Annotated in this window: 16 protein-coding genes; 5 read left to right on the top strand and 11 right to left on the bottom strand. The window is 62.2% G+C overall.

Annotated features, from left to right (window positions below; genetic code table 11):
* Positions 1-30: 30 nt before the first annotated feature.
* Both HNO86_RS20265 and HNO86_RS20270 read left to right on the top strand, forming a co-directional pair.
* Positions 31-1,641, top strand: coding sequence for a DUF3300 domain-containing protein (locus HNO86_RS20265; RefSeq protein WP_175378710.1), 1,611 nt, complete (start codon positions 31-33; stop codon positions 1,639-1,641).
* Positions 1,642-1,667: 26 nt separating this feature from the next.
* Positions 1,668-2,561: a DUF2950 domain-containing protein gene (locus tag HNO86_RS20270; protein ID WP_175378775.1), complete on the top strand. Its 894-nt coding sequence runs from the start codon at positions 1,668-1,670 to the stop codon at positions 2,559-2,561.
* Positions 2,562-2,799: 238 nt separating this feature from the next.
* On the opposite strand, the gene HNO86_RS20275 is transcribed toward HNO86_RS20270, so the two are convergent.
* From HNO86_RS20275 to HNO86_RS20300, 6 genes are all read right to left on the bottom strand, one after another.
* Positions 2,800-5,688, bottom strand: coding sequence for an EAL domain-containing protein (locus HNO86_RS20275; protein WP_175378711.1), 2,889 nt, complete (start codon positions 5,686-5,688; stop codon positions 2,800-2,802).
* Between the two features lie 268 nt (positions 5,689-5,956).
* Positions 5,957-7,402 (bottom strand): mechanosensitive ion channel family protein, encoded by a 1,446-nt coding sequence (locus HNO86_RS20280; protein WP_175378712.1) that lies wholly within the window; start codon positions 7,400-7,402, stop codon positions 5,957-5,959.
* Positions 7,403-7,526: 124 nt separating this feature from the next.
* On the bottom strand, positions 7,527-7,739 hold the full coding sequence (locus tag HNO86_RS20285; RefSeq protein WP_175378713.1) for a hypothetical protein: 213 nt from the start codon (positions 7,737-7,739) through the stop codon (positions 7,527-7,529).
* Positions 7,740-7,981: 242 nt separating this feature from the next.
* A complete protein-coding gene (locus HNO86_RS20290) occupies positions 7,982-8,896 on the bottom strand; it encodes a LysR family transcriptional regulator (protein WP_175378714.1) in 915 nt (304 codons plus the stop codon).
* Complete coding sequence (locus HNO86_RS20295) at positions 8,896-9,816, bottom strand: LysR family transcriptional regulator (protein WP_175378715.1); 921 nt, start codon at positions 9,814-9,816, stop codon at positions 8,896-8,898. The genes HNO86_RS20290 and HNO86_RS20295 overlap by 1 nt, the downstream gene beginning before the upstream one ends.
* Before the next feature lie 175 nt (positions 9,817-9,991).
* On the bottom strand, positions 9,992-10,621 hold the full coding sequence (locus tag HNO86_RS20300) for a glutathione S-transferase family protein (protein WP_175378716.1): 630 nt from the start codon (positions 10,619-10,621) through the stop codon (positions 9,992-9,994).
* Positions 10,622-10,897: 276 nt separating this feature from the next.
* On the opposite strand from HNO86_RS20300, the gene HNO86_RS20305 reads away from it, so the two are divergent.
* Positions 10,898-12,541 (top strand): acetolactate synthase large subunit, encoded by a 1,644-nt coding sequence (locus tag HNO86_RS20305; RefSeq protein WP_175378717.1) that lies wholly within the window; start codon positions 10,898-10,900, stop codon positions 12,539-12,541.
* 130 nt (positions 12,542-12,671) lie between these two features.
* On the opposite strand, the gene HNO86_RS20310 is transcribed toward HNO86_RS20305, so the two are convergent.
* Both HNO86_RS20310 and HNO86_RS20315 read right to left on the bottom strand, forming a co-directional pair.
* The gene (locus HNO86_RS20310) at positions 12,672-14,723 is read right to left on the bottom strand and encodes a pyridoxamine 5'-phosphate oxidase family protein (protein ID WP_175378718.1); all 2,052 of its coding nucleotides are present in this window, start codon (positions 14,721-14,723) and stop codon (positions 12,672-12,674) included.
* Between the two features lie 107 nt (positions 14,724-14,830).
* The gene (locus tag HNO86_RS20315) at positions 14,831-15,736 is read right to left on the bottom strand and encodes a LysR family transcriptional regulator (RefSeq protein ID WP_175378719.1); all 906 of its coding nucleotides are present in this window, start codon (positions 15,734-15,736) and stop codon (positions 14,831-14,833) included.
* A 104-nt stretch (positions 15,737-15,840) separates the two neighbouring features.
* Between HNO86_RS20315 and HNO86_RS20320 the strand changes: the two genes are divergently transcribed.
* A complete protein-coding gene (locus tag HNO86_RS20320) occupies positions 15,841-17,262 on the top strand; it encodes an aldehyde dehydrogenase family protein (protein WP_175378720.1) in 1,422 nt (473 codons plus the stop codon).
* A 64-nt stretch (positions 17,263-17,326) separates the two neighbouring features.
* Here HNO86_RS20320 and HNO86_RS20325 read toward each other — a convergent pair whose 3' ends face one another.
* Entirely contained in the window at positions 17,327-18,331 is a 1,005-nt protein-coding gene (locus tag HNO86_RS20325; RefSeq protein ID WP_175378721.1) for an aldo/keto reductase, read from the bottom strand.
* A 122-nt stretch (positions 18,332-18,453) separates the two neighbouring features.
* Here HNO86_RS20325 and HNO86_RS20330 point away from each other — a divergent pair, with 122 nt between their 5' ends.
* Positions 18,454-19,392: a LysR substrate-binding domain-containing protein gene (locus tag HNO86_RS20330; protein ID WP_175378722.1), complete on the top strand. Its 939-nt coding sequence runs from the start codon at positions 18,454-18,456 to the stop codon at positions 19,390-19,392.
* Between the two features lie 84 nt (positions 19,393-19,476).
* On the opposite strand, the gene HNO86_RS20335 is transcribed toward HNO86_RS20330, so the two are convergent.
* Together HNO86_RS20335 and HNO86_RS20340 are read right to left on the bottom strand one after the other, a co-directional pair.
* Positions 19,477-19,710: a DUF2790 domain-containing protein gene (locus HNO86_RS20335; protein WP_175378723.1), complete on the bottom strand. Its 234-nt coding sequence runs from the start codon at positions 19,708-19,710 to the stop codon at positions 19,477-19,479.
* 284 nt (positions 19,711-19,994) lie between these two features.
* A complete protein-coding gene (locus HNO86_RS20340; RefSeq protein WP_175378724.1) occupies positions 19,995-20,618 on the bottom strand; it encodes an NIPSNAP family protein in 624 nt (207 codons plus the stop codon).
* Positions 20,619-20,623: the final 5 nt, after the last annotated feature.

The raw sequence follows: 20,623 nt of genomic DNA on the forward strand, positions 1-20,623 counted from the left end.
TACAAAGATCGCAACCACATGGAGAGCATGATGCGCATTCCATTGTTTTACGCGGTGTCGGTCGTACTGTTGATCAATGGTTCCACTTGCCTGGCGCAGACGGTGCAGGCCACGGCGACTGCCGGCACGGGCAACAGCACGGCGACGGCGACCGCCGGCAACGGGACCGCCACGGCCACGGTGGGTGATGCCAGCGCCACGGCCACCACCGCCGATGCAGCGCCAGCTGCAGAGGTGGCAAAGGATCCGGTGTTCAATCAGGAACAACTGGATCAGATGGTCGCGCCGATCGCGCTGTATCCGGACCCGTTGCTGGCCCAGGTGCTGATGGCCAGCACCTACCCCGGGCAAATCGCCGAGGCCGTGACCTGGTCCAAGGCCAATCCGAAAGCCAAGGGCGACGATGCGGTCAAACAGGTGGCGAATCAGCCCTGGGACCCGAGTGTGCAGGCGCTGGTCGCCTTCCCGCAGGTGCTGGCGACCCTGGGCCAGGATCCGGTCTGGGTGCAGCGGTTGGGAGATGCGTTTCTCGCGCAGCCGGACGATTTGATGGGCGCGGTGCAGCGTTTGCGGCATCAGGCCCAGGCCGCCGGCAACCTGCAGAGCAACCAGTATCAGAATGTCACGGTGCAGAATATTACGCCGGCAGCGGCGCCGGCTCCCGCGCCCGAATCGTCCTCATCGTCTTCAACGCCGGCACCTGCCCCGGCCAGTTCGTCCACGATCATCATCCAGCCCGCCGATCCGCAGGTGGTGTACGTGCCGACCTATAACCCGACCACCACCTATGGCACCTGGGCCTATCCGGCCTCACCGCCGGTCTACTACCCGCCGCCACCGGCCTATTACCCGGGCCAGGCACTGGTCGCGGGGCTGGCGTTCGGTACCGGGGTGGCGATCGTCGCTTCGCTCTGGGGCGATTGTGACTGGGGCAACAACGACATCGACGTGGACGTCAATCGCTACAACAACATCAACCGCAACAATCAGATCACCAACAACCAGAACAAGTGGCAGCACAACGCCGTCAATCGCCAGGGGGTGCCCTATCGCGACCAGCGCAGCCGCGAGCAATTCGGTCGCCAACTCAACGGTGCCACTCAGCGCGAAGCCTTTCGCGGCGACAACGCCCAGCGCGCCCAGGCTCGGGAGAATGCCCGTAGCGCCATGGACCGAAGCGGCATCGAGAGACCGGCCACCAGCAATCGCCAGGCCCGTGATCAGGCGCGTCAGGCGCAGTCGGGCATGGCGGCCGGCAATCGCATGCAAGGTGGCGCGGACCGGCCTCGGGCGGCGGACAGAAGCCAGGGCGTTGACCGCAACCAGGTCGCCACGCGAAACCAGGGTGAACGAAACATTCGCGAAAACCAGCAGCCCAGAAGGCAGGACGCTCAGGTGAACCAGCGCCGACAGGATTCGACCTTTTCTCGTCAGAACGCGCAAAAACGCCCGGCCGCCAGTCCCGGCAGTGCCCGCAATAACGCGTTCGCCGGTGCGCGCTCACCTTCCCAATCCAATGCGCAGGCCCTGCGGGGTCGGGCCAGCCAGGCATCCGCCCAGCGCCCAAGCTCGATGCGGTCTTCCGGTCACCAGATCAGCAGACCGTCCAGCCCAATGCGTTCGAGGGGGGGCCGCCGGTGAACAATCCAAGTCGAGTCAAAGTGTTCATGAATCTGGTGGCGCCCGCCTTGGCGATCACCGCGAGCCTCTTGTGGTCGGGGGTTGCGGCGGCGCAGGAGGCGTTTTCCACGCCGGAAAAGGCCGCCGAGGAATTCGTCAAGGCGTTGGGGACCGAGCATGCCGATCAGGCGCGGCTGACCGAGCTTCTGGGTGAGGACTGGCGCAGCGTGATTCCCCGTGAAGGTGTGCAGCGCGAGGATGTGGATGCGTTCCTCAAGCAGTATCACGAGCAGCATCAGATCCAGAAGCCCAATGATCGCAAGGCCATTCTGGCGGTCGGCCCCGATCACTGGACCATGCCCATCCCCATGGTCAAGGACAAGAGCGGCTGGCGCTTCGACATGAAGGCCGGCGCCGTGGAAATTCGCGCTCGCCGCATTGGTCGAAACGAGCTGTCCACGGTGCAGTCGGTGCTGGCCTATCATGATGCGCAGATGGACTATGCCTCGCAGGATCGTGATGGCGATGGCGCGCTGGAGTACGCACAGAAGATCTTCAGCACCCCCGGTGAACACGACGGGCTCTATTGGGCGGACGACGACAGCGGTCAGATCAGCCCCCTGGGCCCGATGTTCGGCAACGCCTCGACCCTGGAGGACTGGCACGGTTATCACTTCCGCATCCTCAAGGGCCAGGGCCCCTCGGCCCCCGGTGGCGCCTACAGCTACCTGATCGGCGACAAAATGAGCCGCGGCTTCGCCCTGATCGCCTGGCCGGCGAAATACGACGACACCGGGGTCATGAGCTTCATGATCAGCCATGACGGGCAGGTGTTCGAAAAAGACCTGGGGCCCAGCGGGGAGAAACTGGCGCTGTCGATGAAGCTGTTCGACCCGGATGACAGCTGGACGCAAGTGCCTACCGATCAAAAGGCCGATTGAGCCGCCGCAAAACAGGTGGGAGCGGGCTTGCTCGCGAAGAGGACGGCACATCCGACATTGATGCTGCCTGACCTGACGCATTCGCGGGCAAGCCCGCTCCCACAGGGGTTTGTGTCGTTCACGGATACCGCGATCGACCACAAAACCTGTAGGCGCTGTCGAGTGAAACGAGGCTGCGATCTTTCGATCTTTGAAAAACAAGATCAAAAGATCGCAGCCTTCGCCAGCTCCTACAGTTTTAGAGCAATGCGCTGGCCAGCAGATCTTCCAGGCTCATCGGCTTGGCGAAGTAGTAACCCTGGGCCTGCCCCGCGCCCATTTCCCGCAGCAGGTCCAGGGTCAGTTCGTCCTCTACCCCTTCGGCCACCACGCTCAAATCCAACGACTCGGCCATGCGCACGATGGCCCGTACGATGGCGCGGCTGCGGGGGCTGCTGGTGAGTTCGAGGATGAACGACTTGTCGATCTTCAAGCCGCTGAACCGGTACTGGTGCACGTAACTCAGGGACGAGAATCCGGCGCCGAAGTCGTCGAGCACCACCGACATGCCGTTATCGGCCAATTGCTGCATGGTCAGGCGGGCGATGGCCGGTTCCGCCACCAGCGCGCCTTCGGTCAATTCCAGGCAGATCCGCGAAGGCTCGACCCCGTGTCGCGCCAGCAGCGCCAGCACTTCGCCGGCGAATTCCGGGCGGGCCATGCTGTAGCTGGAGCAATTGACGTGCACCGCCGGCCAGTTGGCGTGCTCGGGCTGGGCGAGGATCACCGCGATGCGGGTGAGCATGTACAGGTCCAGTCGACCGATCAGGCGCAGACCCTCGACGTCCGGCAGAAACTCGCCCGGCGCGATCACCCGGCCGCCCGGCTGGTGCCATCGAATCAAGGCTTCGAGCGCCACCAGTTCACCGGTTTCCAGACTGACGATCGGCTGGAAGTACGGCAGCAACTCATCGGTGCGCTTGAGCGCATTGCGCAACGCCCCTTCACGCTCGACCTGATCGGACACCTCACGCCGCACTTCCTGATTGAACACCGCGTAGCTGTCGCGCCCGGCACTCTTGACCCGGTACATCGCCGCATCGGCATCGCGCAGCAGGTCGGCCGGCTCGTTGTGAAACTGGCTGTCGGCACTGACGATACCGACGCTGCAGGAAGAAAAGACCTGATGGCCATTGATGAAGAATGGCAGGTCGAACGCCGCGAGGATCCGCTCGCCGATTTCAATCAGCGTCTCCAGCGAAGCCTCCGGCGCCAGCACCGAGAATTCATCGCCGCCCAGCCGCGCCAGCATGTCGGTTTCCCGCAGGCAACTGCGCAGACGGTGAGCGGCGTGCATCAACAGCAGGTCGCCAAAATGATGGCCGAAGCTGTCGTTGACCATCTTGAAACGGTCCAGGTCGATGAACATCACCGCCAGTTGCCCGCCCTCGCTTTCGAACCGCGCCCAGGCCTGATTCAGGCGCTGTTGCAGGTAGGTGCGGTTGGCCAGCCCCGTCAGGGCATCGTGGGAGTTTTCGTGCTGCAACTTGGCGTTGGCGTGGTCCAGTTCGCGGGTACGGTTCTGCACCCGGGCTTCGAGCTTGAGATTGGCGGCATGGATCGCTTCGGCGGCGGTACGGCGTGACAACGCGGTGTCGATGTGCCGCGATACGAAGGTCAGCAGTTCCTGGTCGCGCTGGCTGTAGCTGACCTGCGCGGTGTAGCTTTGCACCGCCAGTACGCCTCGCACGCTGTCGCCATCGAACAGCGGAATGCCCAGCCAGGAGTGAGAGCGGAATGCCTCCTCGATTTCGATTTCCCCCTGTTCGGACAGGCGACCCGCCTCGTCGAAGTCGACCAGGCACGGCCGACGCTGGCGGATCACGTACTCGGTCAGGCCCCGGCGCCCACGCCGCGCTGCCGGGCGCACGGTCTGGCGCTCATCGACGTAATAGGGAAAGGTCACTTCGGTGGTCGCGTCGTCGAACATCGCGATGTAGAAGTTCTGCGCGAACAGCAGATCGCCGACGATGCCGTGCAGGGTCTGGAAGAACTCGGTCATATCCCCTGGCTGGCTCGACAGTTCGGCGATCTGGAACAAGGCGTTTTGCAGATGCTCGGCGCGCTCGCGTTCGGCCACTTCCTGGCGCAGCGCGTCGTTGACCGCTGACAGCTCCAGGGTGCGGCGCATCACGGTCTGCTCCAGGTCCTCGCGGTGCAGAATCCGGTCCAGGGCCATGGCCACGTGGCGCGAGACCACCAGGAACAGCGCACGGTCTTCGGCACTGTAGGTGCGCGACACCTCGTAGACCTGCATGGCGAGCATGCCGAACACTTCGTCCGAGGCGTTTTTCAGCGGTGCGCCCATCCAGAACTCGGGACGGTCGCCCACGCAGTAGAAACGGCCTTCGGCCTGGGCCTGGAGAATCCCGGCCGAATCGATCAGCAACGGCTGGCCGGACGTCAGCACCTGGCCGGTCAGCGACAGGCGATTGGGGTCCAGGTACTCGTAATTCGAGGATTCCAGGGCATCGACGTCGATTTTGTCGACGTAGTACGGATAGTCGATTTTGTGGGTGTGCGGATCGTAAAGCGCCAGGTAGAAGTTTTCGGCGTCGATCAGGCTGGCCAGCAACTGGTGCACGCCGACCAGGAACACCGAACGGTCGCGGGTCGAGCTGGCCAGGTAGGTGATTTCATAGAGCACCCGCTGGGTGATCTGCGCGCGGGCCAGGGTGTTGGTCTGCACCTGAATGCCCAGGCGCTGGGCAAATTCGGCGAGCGCGGGTTCCGCCGCGTCATCGACGGGTGCGAGCAGCCAGCCGAGAACGCTTTCGCCCTTGCCGGTGGGCCAGCGCTGCAGGCGCCGGGTTCGGCAAAAGGCGTCGAATTCTTCATTGGAAATGCTCGCGGGCCACTGTCCCTGCGGATCGCCCTGTCCGACCAGATACATTTGTTCGCCGGCACGGTAAACGGCCCATGCCGTGGTATGGGGCCAGTTGCGCGCTGAGTCGAGCAGTTTTTCGATCTTGTCGTCGTTGCCGGCGTAAGCCACCGCGGCAGTCTCCGAATTCCCTATCAGTTGAGAGGCGACCAGATCGTCGCCGCTCGATTGCCGTGGCGAACCGGTCAATTGACGAAAACTCATCAGCGCTCCATGAGCCAGAAACTGGCGATACTCTTTTACTGATTGTTAGCGATATGCCGGTGTCCTTTTCCTTTATAGCTTATGACAGTTTTTTTCAATCATTTTGTTTCCGCGGCATCCATCAACTGTAGGAGCCGAGCTTGCTCGCGATGGAGGCAGGAACGCCGTGGCGCGTCACGTTTCCCGCGTTATCGTTGGCGACCATCGCGAGCAAGCTCGGCTCCTACAGGGGGTCCGGTGTTGAGGCAAATGTTCAACGCCTGGAAAGTTACACCCGGCTACGCAGCCACTGCAGAAAGCCCTTTTTCTCGATGGCCTTGGGCTCTTCCTGCAGCAATGTCTGGGATATCTGCAAACGGAAGTCCACCAGCGCTCGCATCGCTTCGCTGATGTCATGCCGCGCTTCCACGCAGGGCCGGAAGTATTCCTTGTCGATCCGGTACAGATAGCAGAACGTCAGCGCGGCGAAATCCGCGGGCAAGGCCTTGCCCGAGACGATCCCCGCCTCGCCGATCACCTCCCCCGGCCCCATGCGCCCGGCTTCGAACTTCACGCCCGCGCGGCTGAGCGCCACCGTCACCACCCCCGACTCGATAATGTACAGATGCTCGCTGATCTCCCCGCCCGGGAGAATCATGTCCCCCGGCTGGAACGCCTGGCGGGTCATGTTCTTGCTGACGCTGTCCTTCTCTTCATCACTTAAGGTATTGGCGAAAATCGCCGAGTGATCCAGCAACGCCCGCGCCCGGGAATGGCGCACCGGTTCGTTGGTTTCCACCGTCGACAGCCAGTTGATGCCGGCCGCCAGCAAATGCCGGTACGCCAGGTCGAACAGCTGATTGCGCACCAGGCGCTTCTGATCCATGGAAATCACGAAGCCGCTGACCTCATATTCCACGCCACCGCTGCCGGTGCTCTTGATCGTCACCTTGGGCGCCGGCTTGGTCAGCAGGATCCGGCAACCCTGGGCCGCCCGCTCCAGCGCATCGAACACCCGGTTCGGGCGCACATGGGGGCTGATCAGCAGACTGATGGACACCCCGAACATGTCGCTGGGCCGACTGAAGTTGGTGATCTTGGCCTTGGCCGCCATCGAGTTGGGAATCACGATCATGCTGCCCTGGGAGGTCTGCAGGAAAGTGGCGCGCCAATCGATGTCGGTGACCCGGCCTTCGGTGCCGTCGATAGCGATCCAGTCATCGATCTGATAGGGCTTGGTGGTGTTGAGGACAATTCCGGAAAACACGTCGCTGAGGGTGCTTTGCAACGCCAGGCCGACGATGATCGCCAAAGCGCCGGAGGTCGCCAGCACGCCCTTGACCGGCAGATTGAGCACATAGGCCAGCGCGGCAATCACCGCCACCAGAAAGATCACCGCGCCGAGCAGGTCCTGGATCAGCCGGCCGGTATGCCCGACCCGCTGCATCATTACCGCGCCGATCATCACCGTCAGCGTCCGCGCACCGAACAGCCACCAGCCGATCTGCAGCGCCGTGGCCGCCATCTGCAACGGTACGCTGTCACCCGCGGGCGCCGGTTCCAGCGGGCTCAGGCCTTCATTGAACAGCAGCAGGCTGTACAGCAGGAAAATGACCAGGCGTATCAGCACTTTCCAGTTGTGCCGCCGGGTGCTGATCAGCCGCCACATCACCGTATCGATCAGGATCAGGGCCAGGGCGCCGAGCAACGGGCTTTCAGTGAACATGGACAGCATCGAATACCTCCAGCGCAGCCCAATGACCGGCCGTCGATCAAATCGACAGTCCGGTCAATGAATTCTTCTGCCCTTGAAGCATAGTCAGCGCCGTCGTAAACAGAATGCGCGATTCATCCGCTGCTCACGCCCTGAGCTTTAACACGCGCATCAGCCTGGATACAAGGCCTCGAACCGGGCAAGCCCTGGCACCCTCTGTCAGCTGCGCACGGGCCGGCTCGTTGAACGAAAGGCCCATCAACTGGGGCAGCAGAAAGCCGCTTTCGAATTCGCTGTGCGCCTGGCTGGCACTGTCGGCTCGAAGGGTTTCGGCGCAGAAATCGGTGGTCTCGAACATGAGGAATCTCCCGCGATTGAAGCCTGCTGCGATGACCCGCACGGTCATTCGCTTCTGGAGCCAGTTTCACCGCAACAGTTGGAACGGGGAATGGACAGGAATGTCATGGCTCCATTGCCGCCAACGAAACAATCGCCTCCCCTGCAGGAGCTGCCGCAGGCTGCGGTCTTTTGATTTTGCTTTTAAAAGACAAGATCAAAAGATCGCAGCCTTCGGCAGCTCCTGCATTAGAGACGGTGGTGTCAGGAGGTTTTGTCGGCTTGCATCGCCGGATGCTCACGCAACCGGTCAACGATGTAGTCGACAAAACTGCGCACGCGCATCGACGCCTTGAGCCTTTCGCGGTAGACCACCTGCACCGGCAACGCCGGCAACTCATAGGCTTGCAGCACCCTGCGCAGGCGTCCGCCATGCAGATAGTCGTACAACGGATAACTCAGGCAGCGCATCAACCCGGCGCCATGGGCCGCGGCGTCGATGGCGCCCTGCACTGTGGCGCAACTCAGTACCGAGCGTGCCTTGACGGTCAAGGGTTCCTGCTGACGCTGGAACGCCCAATTGACCTGATTCTGGCTGGCCTGCGTGGCGATCAGGCGATGATGCTTGATGTCTTCGGGCTCCATGGGTTCACCGTGGGCTGCCAGGTATTTGGGGCTGGCGCAGACGATCGATCGGACGTGCCCGACAGAGCGGGCAATCAGCGACGAACTGGGCAGGTGCCCCACCCATACCGCCACGTCGAGTGCTTCCTCGTTCATGTTGGGAAAGCGGTCATGGTATTGGGCGAAAAACCGGACGTGCGGATAGCTGTCCATATAGCCGGTGAGCAGCGGTCCCATGACATGGCGGCCGAACAACAGCGGCATCAGCACCCTCAGGTTGCCTTGCGCCTCGACGTGCAGGCCTTTGGCGGACGCCTCCGCCTGCTCGATTCCGTTGAGGATGCGCGTGCAATCGGCCATGAACGCCGCCCCGGCCTCCGTCAGCCGCACGCCGCGAGTGCTGCGCGACAACAGCGCGACGCCCAGCCGCGCCTCGAGACGGGCGATGGCGCGCGCGACAGTCGGCCCCGAGACATTGAGCCGACGCGCCGCCGAAGCCAGGCTTGGCCGCTCGGACAACGCTTCGAATATCTGTATTTCGCGATAACGATCCATCAGCCCTCGCCCCTGACATTCGCCTTGAGCGTTTCGTCATAGCCCAACCGGTCGACGAGAAAGTCCGCGAAGGTGCGCACTTTGGCCGGCACCCGGTTGCTCTTCTGGTAGACCACCTGTATGGGCAATGCCGGCGGCTCGAAGGCTTGCAGGACGATTTCCAGTTCGCCCCGGGCCACGTGCCGGGCCACTTGATAGGACAACACCCGCGTGATGCCCCATCCCAGGCAGGCAATATTGATCGCCGCCTGATTGGCGGTGACAATCAGGCGCGGGTCAAAACGAAAGCTCAGCGTCTTGTCTCCCTCCATGAATTGCCAATCGCTGAGCAGGTGGCTGGCCGACGACATCACGATGTTGCCCGAACCCAGCGCCTGGGGATGATCGGGCCTGCCGTACTTCTCGAAATAGGCCGGAGCGGCGCAGACCACCTGGCGCACCTCGCCGACCTTGACGATGTTCAGGTTGGAGTCCTGCAGATGGCCGATGCGCACGGCTACATCAATGCCTTCATCGGCCATGTTGACCATGCGATCGACCAACAGGGCATTGAGGTGCACCGAGGGATACTGATCCAGATAATCGGTCAGGAGCGGCGCGATGTACGACTCGCCGAACATCACCGGCGCCGTCACCGTCAATTGTCCACGCGGCACCCGGTAGCTGCCGGCCGCGGCCTCCTCCGCTTCGTCGATTTCGCTGAGGATGCGCCGGCAATCTTCCAGGTAACGTTGACCGGCTTCGCTCAGGTGCAGGCTGCGGGTGGTTCGCGACATCAACTGGGTGCCGATCCGCTCTTCCATCGCGGCAATGGCGCGGGTCACGCTGGGTGGCGAAATGTTCAGGCGGCGGGCCGCTGCGGCGAAGCCTTCCTCTTCGGCCACCGCCATGAAAATCTGCATTTCCTGAAAGCGATCCATTGGCGACCCTGAGTTGAGCGAGCGAGGTTTGAGCGGTATCCGCGGGCGAATCAATCGCCAGTATTGTCGGCCGTGACGGCTTTCGCACGTTTGCGCATCGCTATTGGCTGTTTTAGGGGAGGAACTTCAACGTGCGGGGCCCGGCGAAATCTCATCGCCGGGCCCCGGGTTCACTTCAGGCTTGTTGCAAGCCGACAGCGGTGCGCTGCATGCCGACGAAACCTGGCAAGGCTTCGATGCTGCTCAGCCAGGCACGGATATGCGGATATTCGGTCAGCGCGACGTTGCCTTCCGGTGCATGGGCAATGTAGGTGTAGGCGGCGACGTCAGCGACGGTGGCCGTGTCTCCTGCGAGGAATTTGCCTTGCGCCAGTTCCTGCTCCATGACTTTGAGCAAGGCATGGGAACGGCTGATGACTTCATCGGCGTTGTACTTGGCGCCAAAAACGGTGATCAAGCGCGCCGTGGCCGGACCCGAACTGATCTGACCCGCCGCCACCGACAGCCAGCGCTGGACCTTCGCTTGCGCCAGTGGATCGCTCGGCAGCCATTGGCCATTGCCGTACTGGGCGGCGAGGTACACCAGGATGGCGTTCGAATCGGACAGCACGGTGCCGTTGTCATCGATCACCGGCACTTGTCCGAAGGCGTTGAGCGCCAGGAACTCAGGGGACTTGTGCGCGCCTTTCATCAGGTCGACGAACACCAGTTCGGCAGGCTGGCCCAGCAACGAAAGCATCAACTCGACACGATGCGAGTGGCCGGACAAAGGGTGACGATAAAGTTTGATGGCGTTCTGGGACATGACGTACTCCGCTTTGACAAGGGTTCGACCCGGGGATCGCGTCGATGGCGCTATGGTCTCTCGCTACCGCAAACTGCGGAATCACCAGCTTTTACAATCCAGCATTTCAGCAGCTGAAACAGTCGGGCCTTCACGGAGCGCACGCAGGCGACCAACGGTAAACCGGTCAAGGGCAATGGGACGATACTGGGCGGTGCAGTACCGATCAGGCATTCAGGTTTTGCGGGCAATCACGCAGGGCCTGTTCCCTTCCCGAAATCCGAGGTACCAACCAAAATGGCCAAGGCTGCCGATGTCGTTGTGCAATGTCTGGAAAACGAGGGCGTGGAGTTCGTGTTCGGAATTCCCGGCGAAGAGAACCTTGACCTGCTGGAGTCCCTGCGCAAGTCGCCCATCAAGCTGGTGCTGACCCGCCACGAACAATCCGCCGGTTTCATGGCTGCTACCTATGGCCGCCTGACCGGCAAGACCGGCGTCAGCCTCTCGACCCTGGGCCCTGGCGCGACCAATCTGGTGACGGCCGGTGCTTATGCCTATCTGGGCGGCATGCCGATGCTGATGATCACCGGGCAGAAACCGATCAAGAAGTCCAAGCAGGGCCGGTTCCAGATCCTCGATGTGGTCGGCATGATGCAGCCACTGACCAAGTACACCCATCAACTGGCGTCCGCCGACAACATCCCCTCCCGGGTGCGCGAAGCCTTCCGCCTGTCCGAAGAAGAAAAACCCGGTGCCGTGCATCTGGAGCTGCCTGAAGACATTGCCGCCGAACAGACTGAAAGCATGCCGATCCCGCCGAGTCTGGTCCGTCGTCCCCTGGCCGAGACCAAGTCCATCGAAGGCGCCGTGGAAAAGCTCAAGGCCGCCCGCAGCCCGATCCTGGTGATCGGCGCCGGGGCTAACCGCAAGATGACCTGCAAGGTGCTCAAGCAGCTGATCGACAACACCGGCATTCCGTTTGTGACCACGCAGATGGGCAAGGGCGTGGTGGACGAGCGCCACCCGCGCTTTCTCGGCAACGCCGCCCTCTCCGCCGGCGACTTCGTGCACCGCGCCGTGGAAGCCGCCGACCTGATCGTCAACATCGGCCACGACGTGATCGAGAAACCGCCGTTCTTCATGGTCCGTGGCGGTACCGAGGTGATTCACATCAACTTCCGTTCGGCGGAAGTCGACCCGGTGTATTTCCCGCAGATCGAAGTGGTGGGCGACATCGCCAACGCCGTGTGGCAGATCGGCGAGGCGCTGCAAGTCCAGCCGCACTGGGATTTCAGCCGCCTGATGGCGATCCGCGAGGCCAACGAGGCGCAGATCATCGAGGGCGCCGACGACAACCGTTTCCCGATCTACCCGCAGCGTTTCGTTGCCGACGTGCGTCGCGCCCTGCCCTCCGAAGGCATCGTCGCGCTGGACAACGGCATCTACAAAATCTGGTTCGCCCGCAACTACAAGGCCCACCGGCCAAACACCGTACTGCTGGACAACGCCCTGGCGACCATGGGCGCCGGCCTGCCGTCGGCGATGGCCTCACACCTGGTCTACCCCGACCGCCCGGTGGTCGCGGTGTGCGGTGACGGCGGTTTCATGATGAACAGCCAGGAACTGGAAACCGCCGTGCGCCTGAAGATGAACCTCACGGTGATCATCCTGCGCGACGACGGCTACGGCATGATCCGCTGGAAACAGGCCAACATGGGCTTCACCGATTTCGGCCTGGACTACGGCAACCCGGACTTCGTCAAATACGCCCAAGCCTATGGTGCCAAGGGCCATCGGGTCGACAGCGCCGAAGGCTTCCTGCCGCTGCTGGAGCGTTGCATCGGCGAACCGGGGGTGCATGTGATCGATTGTCCGGTGGATTATTCGGAGAACGACTTCATCCTCAACAGCGAGCTCAAGCGCAGGAGTGCGTTGGTCTGATCGGCACGCTGCGCCGAACACAACATCCGTAGGAGCGAGGCTTGCCCGCGAAAGGGCCGGTACATTCAACATTGATGTTGGCTGATCTGGCGCCTTCGCGGGCAAGCCTCGCTCCTACAGATAGGTGGGTTCAGATGTCGAGCACCAGCGGTTCGCTGCCTTGGGCCGGGACCGAACAGCAAATCAGCACTTCGTCGGCGGCCAGGCCCTGGTCCGGGGTGTTGAGGTAGTGCACGTGCCCGCTGGTGATGCGGGTTTTGCAGGTGCCGCAGGAGCCGCCGCGGCAGCTGAATTCGGGGTTCAGACCACGGGCTTCGGCCAGTTCCAGCAAGGTTCCGGTGCCGGGTTCCCAGCGCGCTTCCTTGCCGGAGGTGGAGAACAGCACTTTCACCGGTTCACTTGAAGCGGGTGTCTGTTGCGCGGCGGGCACGGTGATTTCGGCGTCGCGGACCAGGGTCGACGGGCCAAAGGTTTCGGCGTGAATCCGGTCATCGGGAATGCGCAATGCACGCAAGCCATCGTACAGCGCCTGGGTAAAACTCCCCGGTCCGCACAGGTAGAAGTCGTAGTCGTTGAGCGGCAGCACGGTCTTGAGCAGTTCGACATTGATCCGACCTGCCTTGTCATATTCACCGCCGGAACCGTCGGTGGATGGCTGGCTGACTACGCGCAACACCTTGACCCTGTCCCCCGCCCGTGCGACCAGCTCATCGATTTCCTCGCGGAAAGCCAGGTCCTCCACAGCGCGGCTGCTTTGCACCAGCCAGGTCGGGCGCAGGCGATTGATGCGTTTTCCCTGATAAACCACTTCCCGCAGCATCGACAGCAACGGCGTGATACCGACACCGGCGGCCAGCAGCACCAATGGACGCCGCTCAGCCGCGTGAACGGAAAAATGCCCTTGGGGTGCGCGTGCTTCGATCCAGTCACCGACCTGGATTCGCTCATGCAGATGCGAAGAAACCAGGCCGTCACGTTTGACGCTGATGCGCAGGAAGTCATCCGACGGAGCGCTGGACACGCTGTAGGTACGAATCGAAGGCGCCTGCTGCCCATGGGGCAGGATCCGCACGGGCACGTGTTGCCCCGGCTCGAACCCGGGCAGGCCAATGCCGTCATCGGGTTCCAGATAAAACGAACGAATGCTCGGGCTTTCCTCGACGATGCGCGCCACCCGCAGCGGCCGCCAGTGGGTGCGCATGGCCTCGGCCCGCAAGCGCTCGGCGGCGTGCTCCCAACTGCCGGTCATCAGGGAATTGGGCGACTCCCCCTCTTCCTTGTCTTCCCAACGCAATGCCAGCGCGGCCTGACGGTAAACGATGCGCTGCGGCTTGAAACGCCACAGCCGCTCGGCCCCCTGGAATGCGGCAATCCGGGGATCGTCCAGCAGCACCTCGGCAGTGCCGGTCATTTGCAGCAGGTCACCGCTCTTGAAATCCATGAACACCAGCCCGGCCCGGGGGTTGAGCAGGATGTTGCCCAGGGTGTTGAAAAACAGATTGCCGGAGAAGTCAGGAATGGTCAGCGTGCCGTCTTCTTCCATGCGCACGAAACCCGATTTGCCACCGCGATGGGAAGCGTCGACCTGATTCTGGCCGTCGCGCTCGACGTAGGTGGCGACGTAAAACGAATCGGCCGTGGTGGTCATCTGGCGCACGATCTCGTCCGTCGCACTCAACTCGCGGGCAATGTCGAGCGTTTCTTCGACGAAGGCGTACTGACGCAGATTGATATAACGCGGGCAATTGCCGTAGGCCTGGGTGACCGCGATTTCGATGCCATCCTCCAGCTCGCGCCGCACGTTGCCATTCATGCGGTTGCGCCGGCGGGTGTGCAATTCCATGCCGAGCATGCCGATGGCATCGCCAGCCTTCATGCCCTCCTGCGCCGGATCGTTGGGTTGCGGCTCAAGCTTTATATGCAGGATTTGCGGCTCCGGAGAATGCATGAAGCCGGGTTGGCCGGTGCGAATCGTGGCCCAGACATCACCCTGAGGGTCCACCGCCCCCAGAATCACAAACGGCAGTTGCGCATAGAACTCGCGATGCTGGTCCGGCATCCACGCCCGCGACATCTGGCGCTGGCCGACCCCCACCATCATCTCGACCGCGCCGACGCTGCGTTGCAAGGTCAGCTCGCCTTCATGCCAGGGTGAGGATTGCGGTTTCGAGATGCCGTCCATCGGGTGTCTCCTCGCTGCGCCAGGGGTGATGATCGGAATGCAGAGTGAGCGCTATCTTCCCCTCAACGCCGGTGCGGCGGAATGCCTACGAATTGAAATCCACTGTTTCAGAAACTGAAATGACCCGCTTGCTCGTGGATCAGATCGATCAGTGATCGCAGGCCGGGGGGAATATGCCGATGTCCAGCGTAGTACAGCGACAGGCCGGGCGCGTCGGGCGTGAAAGGCGCCAGGACCTGGATCAGCCGCCCTTCTTCCAAATCTTCCTGCACGTACCATTGCGGCACCTGCGCGAGCCCGACGCCTTGCCGTACCGCTTCGACCATCAATTGCGGCGCGTCCAGCACCAATGGCCCGAGCACATCGAGGGTGAACGTCTGCTCGTCACGGATGAACGCCCAAGGGGACGATTCCCCACCGGGCAGGCGCGCGCGGATACAGGCGTGATCGGCCAGGTCCTCGGGTGCATCTGGCTCAGGGTGCGTAGAAAAATAGTCTGTGGAACCCACCACCACCCTTTGAATGTTCGGGGTGATGGGCACTCGGATCATGTCCCGTGGCACCCGCGTACCCTGACGCAATCCCGCGTCGAAGCCTTCGGCGATGATGTCGACCATTTTGCCTTCGGTGACGATGTCCACGGTCATCCCGGGGTAACGGTTCAGGAATTTGAGCAGGATCGGTTGGAAAACCATCAGCGCCGCGCCCAGCGAGCTGTTGATGCGCAGCGTGCCTGTCGGTCGGGCCGGGTCTTCGTGCAGGTTTTGCATCGCCTGCTGGATATCGGCGACGGCGGGCTCTATCTGCTCGATGAAACGCTGCCCGGCCTCGGTCAGTGAAACGCTGCGGGTGGTTCGATGGAACAGCCGTGTTCCCAGGCGCGCTTCCAGGCCGGCCACCGCATTGCTGACCGCCGTGGTGGACATGTTCAAGTCGGTGGCTGCCGCACGGAAACCCCGCCGCTTGGCGACTGCCAGTACCACTTCCAGTTCGGTCAAGCCGCTTCTGTACATTGTTCCGGTTTCCTTGATGATTCATCCGCATTTGAACGGATTATCAGCTCAATGACAAACCGCTAGTTTGGCCTTTCCTTCTTCACGAACGACCGGGACAGATCATGTGGAACATCAAAGAGGCTTACATCGACGGCAATTTCGTCCCGGTACAGGGCACGGAGATCATCGAGATCATCAATCCGGCGACCGAAGCGGTCATCGGCACCGCCACCCTGGCCAACCGGGATGATGCGAAGCTGGCCATCGCTGCCGCGCGGCGCGCGCAAAGCGGGTTCGGCAACACGAGCAAGGCCGAACGCATCGAGATGCTCCGCCAGCTTCAGGCCGCCGTGCTGGGCAGCGCCGAGCGGATTCGCGATTCGGCCATCGAAGAATACGGCGGCGTGTTCGCCCGCACGCAATGGGTCAGCCAGTATGTCTCCCAGTGTTTTGCCAATGCCGCGCAAACCCTGGAGGACTATCCGCTGAGTCGCACCGTCGGTACGGCGCAAGTGGTGATGGAACCGGTGGGTGTCGCGGCATTGATCGCGCCCTGGAACAGCGTGGCCGGGACGGTCTGCAGCAAGCTCGCCTGCGCCATCGCCGCCGGTTGCGCGTCGGTGATCAAACCCAGTGAGCTGAGCCCGTTGCAGAGCCGCGTGATCGCCGAGGCGCTGCACAGCGCGGGTTTGCCGGGCGGGATTTTCAACATTCTGTTGGGACGCGGCCACGATGTCGGCGATGAACTGAGCACACATCCCGACATCGCCCGGCTCTCCTTCACCGGCTCCACCGCCACCGGCAAGCTGATCGCCCGTGCCGCCGTGGACAGCATTAAACGGGTGAGCCTTGCCCTGACCGGCAAATCGGCGTCGATCGTGCTGGACGATGCGGACCTGGCCACCGCCATACCACTGGCGATCAATGCCGCCTTCAACAACAGCGGACAGGCGTGCATTGCCGGGACTCGACTGCTGGTGCCGCGAGCGCGTCTGGATGAGGTCATCGGCGCCGTGCAGGCCTATGCCGCGACCTTGCGCGTGGGCGATCCCCGGGATCCGGACAGCGCCATCGGGCCGCTGGCCAGCCTTGCCCAGTACGAGCGTGTTCAGCACTACATTGAGCGTGGCCTTGTGCAGGGTGCGCGGTTGATTGTCGGTGGCGAGGGTCGCCCTGCCGGGCTGGAAAAGGGCTATTTCGTGAGGCCCACGGTGTTCGTCGATGTCAGCCCGCAGATGGATATAGCCCGTGAAGAAATCTTCGGGCCGGTGCTGTCGATCATGACCTATGACAGCGAGGAACAGGCCATCGAGATTGCCAATGGCACGGTGTATGGGCTGCATGCCTATGTGCTTGCGAGGGATCTGGAACGTGCCGGGCGAATCGCCTCCAGGCTGGAAGCGGGCACCGTGATGATCAACCGGATCAACCCGGAATTGCTGGCGCCGTTTGGTGGGGTGAAGCAATCGGGGATTGGCCGGGAATTCGGGGTGCTGGGGTTGGAGTCGTTTTTGGAGGCCAAGAGCATCGTATCGGCACAGTGAGCATGTTGCCCTTTGTGGGAGCGAGCCTGCTCGCTCCCACAGGGGTTCAGGTTTCAGCCGATTGTTACGCCGGCACTGGCGCGTTAGCCGCAATCAACCCGGCACTGCGCAGTTGCGCCCAGAATGCCGCCGGGATCACCGCTTGCAGCGCAGCCACATCTTCGGCGATGCGCTCCGGACGGCTGGCGCCTGGGATCACCGCGGCCACCGCCGGGTTGGCCAGGGAGAATTGCAGCGCGGCGGCCTTGATGTCCACGCCATGGGCCTGGGCGATGCGCTTGATGTGCTCGACCTTCTGGATGATCTGCGGGCTGGCCTTCTGGTATTCGAAGTGCGCGCCACCGGCCAGGATCCCTGAGCTGTACGGACCACCGACCACGATGTCGACATTCTGCGCATGGGCCGAGGCCATCACGCGTTGCAGGGCACGTTCGTGATCGAGCAAGGTGTAGCGACCGGCGAGCAGCATGCCATCGGGGCGGGCTTCTTCCAGGTCCAGGGTCAGTTCGATCGGCTCGACGCGGTTGACACCCAGGCCCCAGGCCTTGATCACGCCTTCGTCGCGCAGACGGTCCAGCACCTTGAACGCACCGGTGCGGGCCTGTTCGAAATATTGCAGCCACTGGTCGCCGTAGAAATCCTGGGCGATGTCGTGAATCCAGACGATGTCCAGGCGGTCGGTCCTCAGGCGCTTGAGGCTGTCCTCGATGGAGCGCTTCGTGGCATCGGCGCTGTAGTCATTGACGATCTTGTTGCGCAGGCCGTGTTCGAACACGCCGCTTTTTTCGCCCAAGTCACGGGCGCTGTTGTCCAGCTCGTCGAGGATGACGCGGCCAACCTTGGTGCTCAGGACGTAGTCGTCCCGGTTGTATTTTTCCAACGCGTTGCCCAGGCGGATTTCGGAAAGACCGGCACCGTAGAACGGCGCGGTATCGAAGTAACGCACGCCGGCGTCCCAGGCCGCATCGACAGTGGCCAGTGCCTCGGTTTCGGGAATGTTGCGGAACATGTTGCCCAGTGGAGCGGTACCGAAACCCAACACGCCTGGCAATTTGTCTTTCAAGCTCATTTTCAAATCCTCTGGATCAGTTGAGTGATCGCCGGTTGGCGACCGTTGAGCAGATCCTAGATTGCGCAACGCAGACCGTCCAAGACACAATAAGCCACACTTGAGACCTCGCGAGCATCACCATGATCGACCTGCGCCAGCTTCGCTATTTCATCGTTACCGCCGAAGAGGAACATGTGGGCCGTGCCGCAGAGCGGTTGCACATTTCCCAGTCGCCCCTGAGCCGACAGATCGCTCAGCTCGAAGAGCGTCTGGGCCTGGTCCTGTTCGAGCGCACCCAGCAACGCATCCGCCTGACAACCGACGGACGGACCTTCCTCACCGAAGCCCGCGCCCTGCTCACCCACGCCAATCGCCTGGAGTCTTTGGGCAAGCGCCTGGGGCGTGGTGAGGAAGGTGGTCTGTGCATCGGCTACATCGAAAACGCCATGCATGCCAACGTGCTGCCGGCGGCGCTCCGAGAGGTGCGCGAGATTCGTCCCGGCGTGCACATTGCCCTGCATCACCTGAGTTCGGCCGATCAGCTCGAAGGCTTGCGCCAGCGCAGCCTGGACGTGGCGCTGGTCAGCGAGCCGCCGAGCAACGACGACGCGGAACTGACGCACTTCCAGTTGCTGGAAGACCCGATGCTGCTGGCGATGCCGGCGAATCATCCGCTGGCGGGTACCGAGCGGCTGCTGCCGACTCATGTGCAGGATCTGGACTGGATCGGCGTGAAGTACAGCCAGGGCGAGAACCATCATGCGGATTTCGTCGCTGCGTGCATTCGAGCGGGGTTCACCCCGCAGATTCGTCTGGAGGCGGCTGAGCCTTACACCGCGCTGGGTCTGGTGGCGGCCGGACTGGGGGTGGCCATGACACAGAAAAGCCTGAATCAGGCGGCGCATCCGGGAGTGGTGTTTCGCGAGCTGCCGTGGCTGACCTTCACCATGCCGCTGTGGGTGGCGTGGCATCGGGTTACGTTGCGGCCGTTGGTAGAGACCTTCCGCCTGATTCTTACCGGGCCTGAGCCGGAGCCTTTTGTTTCGCAGCCACAAGTCAGCCTGGCCGAAGTGCGCTAATTGCGCCCATAACAAAAAACGCCGCGTTGGACGCGGCGTTTTTAGTTGTTTTACAACGGTAGTGGGTCACTTCAATCATCAACTTCAACCGTTCTGCTGGGCGTTACCGAGGATGGTGTAGTCCAAGGTGCGAGTTACGCCGGCGCTGTCCAGGTAAACCATCTTCGAGTCGATGATACCGCTGGTGGTGGCAGGGTCCTGAGCGGGTTTGATGCTGATGACCTTGGCGATATCCAGACCTTTCCGGGCTGGAGTGGCGTCTTGGGCCGAAGCAAAGACACTGGCTAACGAAAGTGCGGCGAACATAACGTATTTCATGATGAATCTCCGGGATAAGTTGGTTAAGAGAGCAACTCAGTGGTCTGTGTTTGCTCGCTTGAGACCCATTATCAATTCATCACTTGAGTGGCGGAAGTTCGCTTAATCAATACCAAAGATTAAGAAAATTGATGAGGCGTTGCGCGCTGATTGATTTTGACCCTGCAGGAGCTGCCGATGGCTGCGATCTTCTAAGGGCAAGATCAAAAGATCGCAGCCTTCGGCAGCTCCTACAGGGGGTTTGCGTTCACAAACGGTGGGAGCGAGCCTGCTCGCTCCTACAGTTACTGCAGCGGTGAAAACTTCGCCGGCAGGTAGATGGTGGATTGCATGTCGCGCAGTTGCGGGCCGGAGTTTTCCGGAGGCCAGACGCCGTCTGCAACGGCCTGGGTGCGTACTTGCAGGCGCTGCTCCAGGGTGGACCACGGCCAGATGTGCAGGTAGCGCGGCAGTGCGCCGTCGGTGGCATAAAACGCGGCGTACACCGGGGAATATTGTTCGGCGGTGCGTGCTTCGATGGCCTTGGCCCAGCCATCGAGGGTCGGTTGCAGGCCGGCGCTGATCAGGTCGTAGACCCGCAGTTCATAGCACGGCCCATGATTGCCGGGGGCCAGGGGTTTGAGGAAGGGAAACAGGCTGTAGTTTTCGATGCGCAGGTCGGTGATGAACTCGTTGATGCCAAACGCCCGGCCATCCAGCAAGAACCGCTCGCGCTCGGCTTGCCGCGCGTTTTCATCGGCAAAGCCGCGCAACAGGGCAATCTGGTTCAACTGACCGATCTCCGAGGCCCAGCACCCCATCAGGGCACCGCCGACCTCGGACTCGGCCAGTGCCGTTTCGATCTTCGCCAGCGCTTGGGCGACGGTGCGAACCTTTACCGTGAAGGTGATCAACTCGAATAACCGCATGGCGT

This window comes from Pseudomonas sp. C1C7 (assembly GCF_013359595.1).
Classification (GTDB): Bacteria; Pseudomonadota; Gammaproteobacteria; order Pseudomonadales; family Pseudomonadaceae; genus Aquipseudomonas.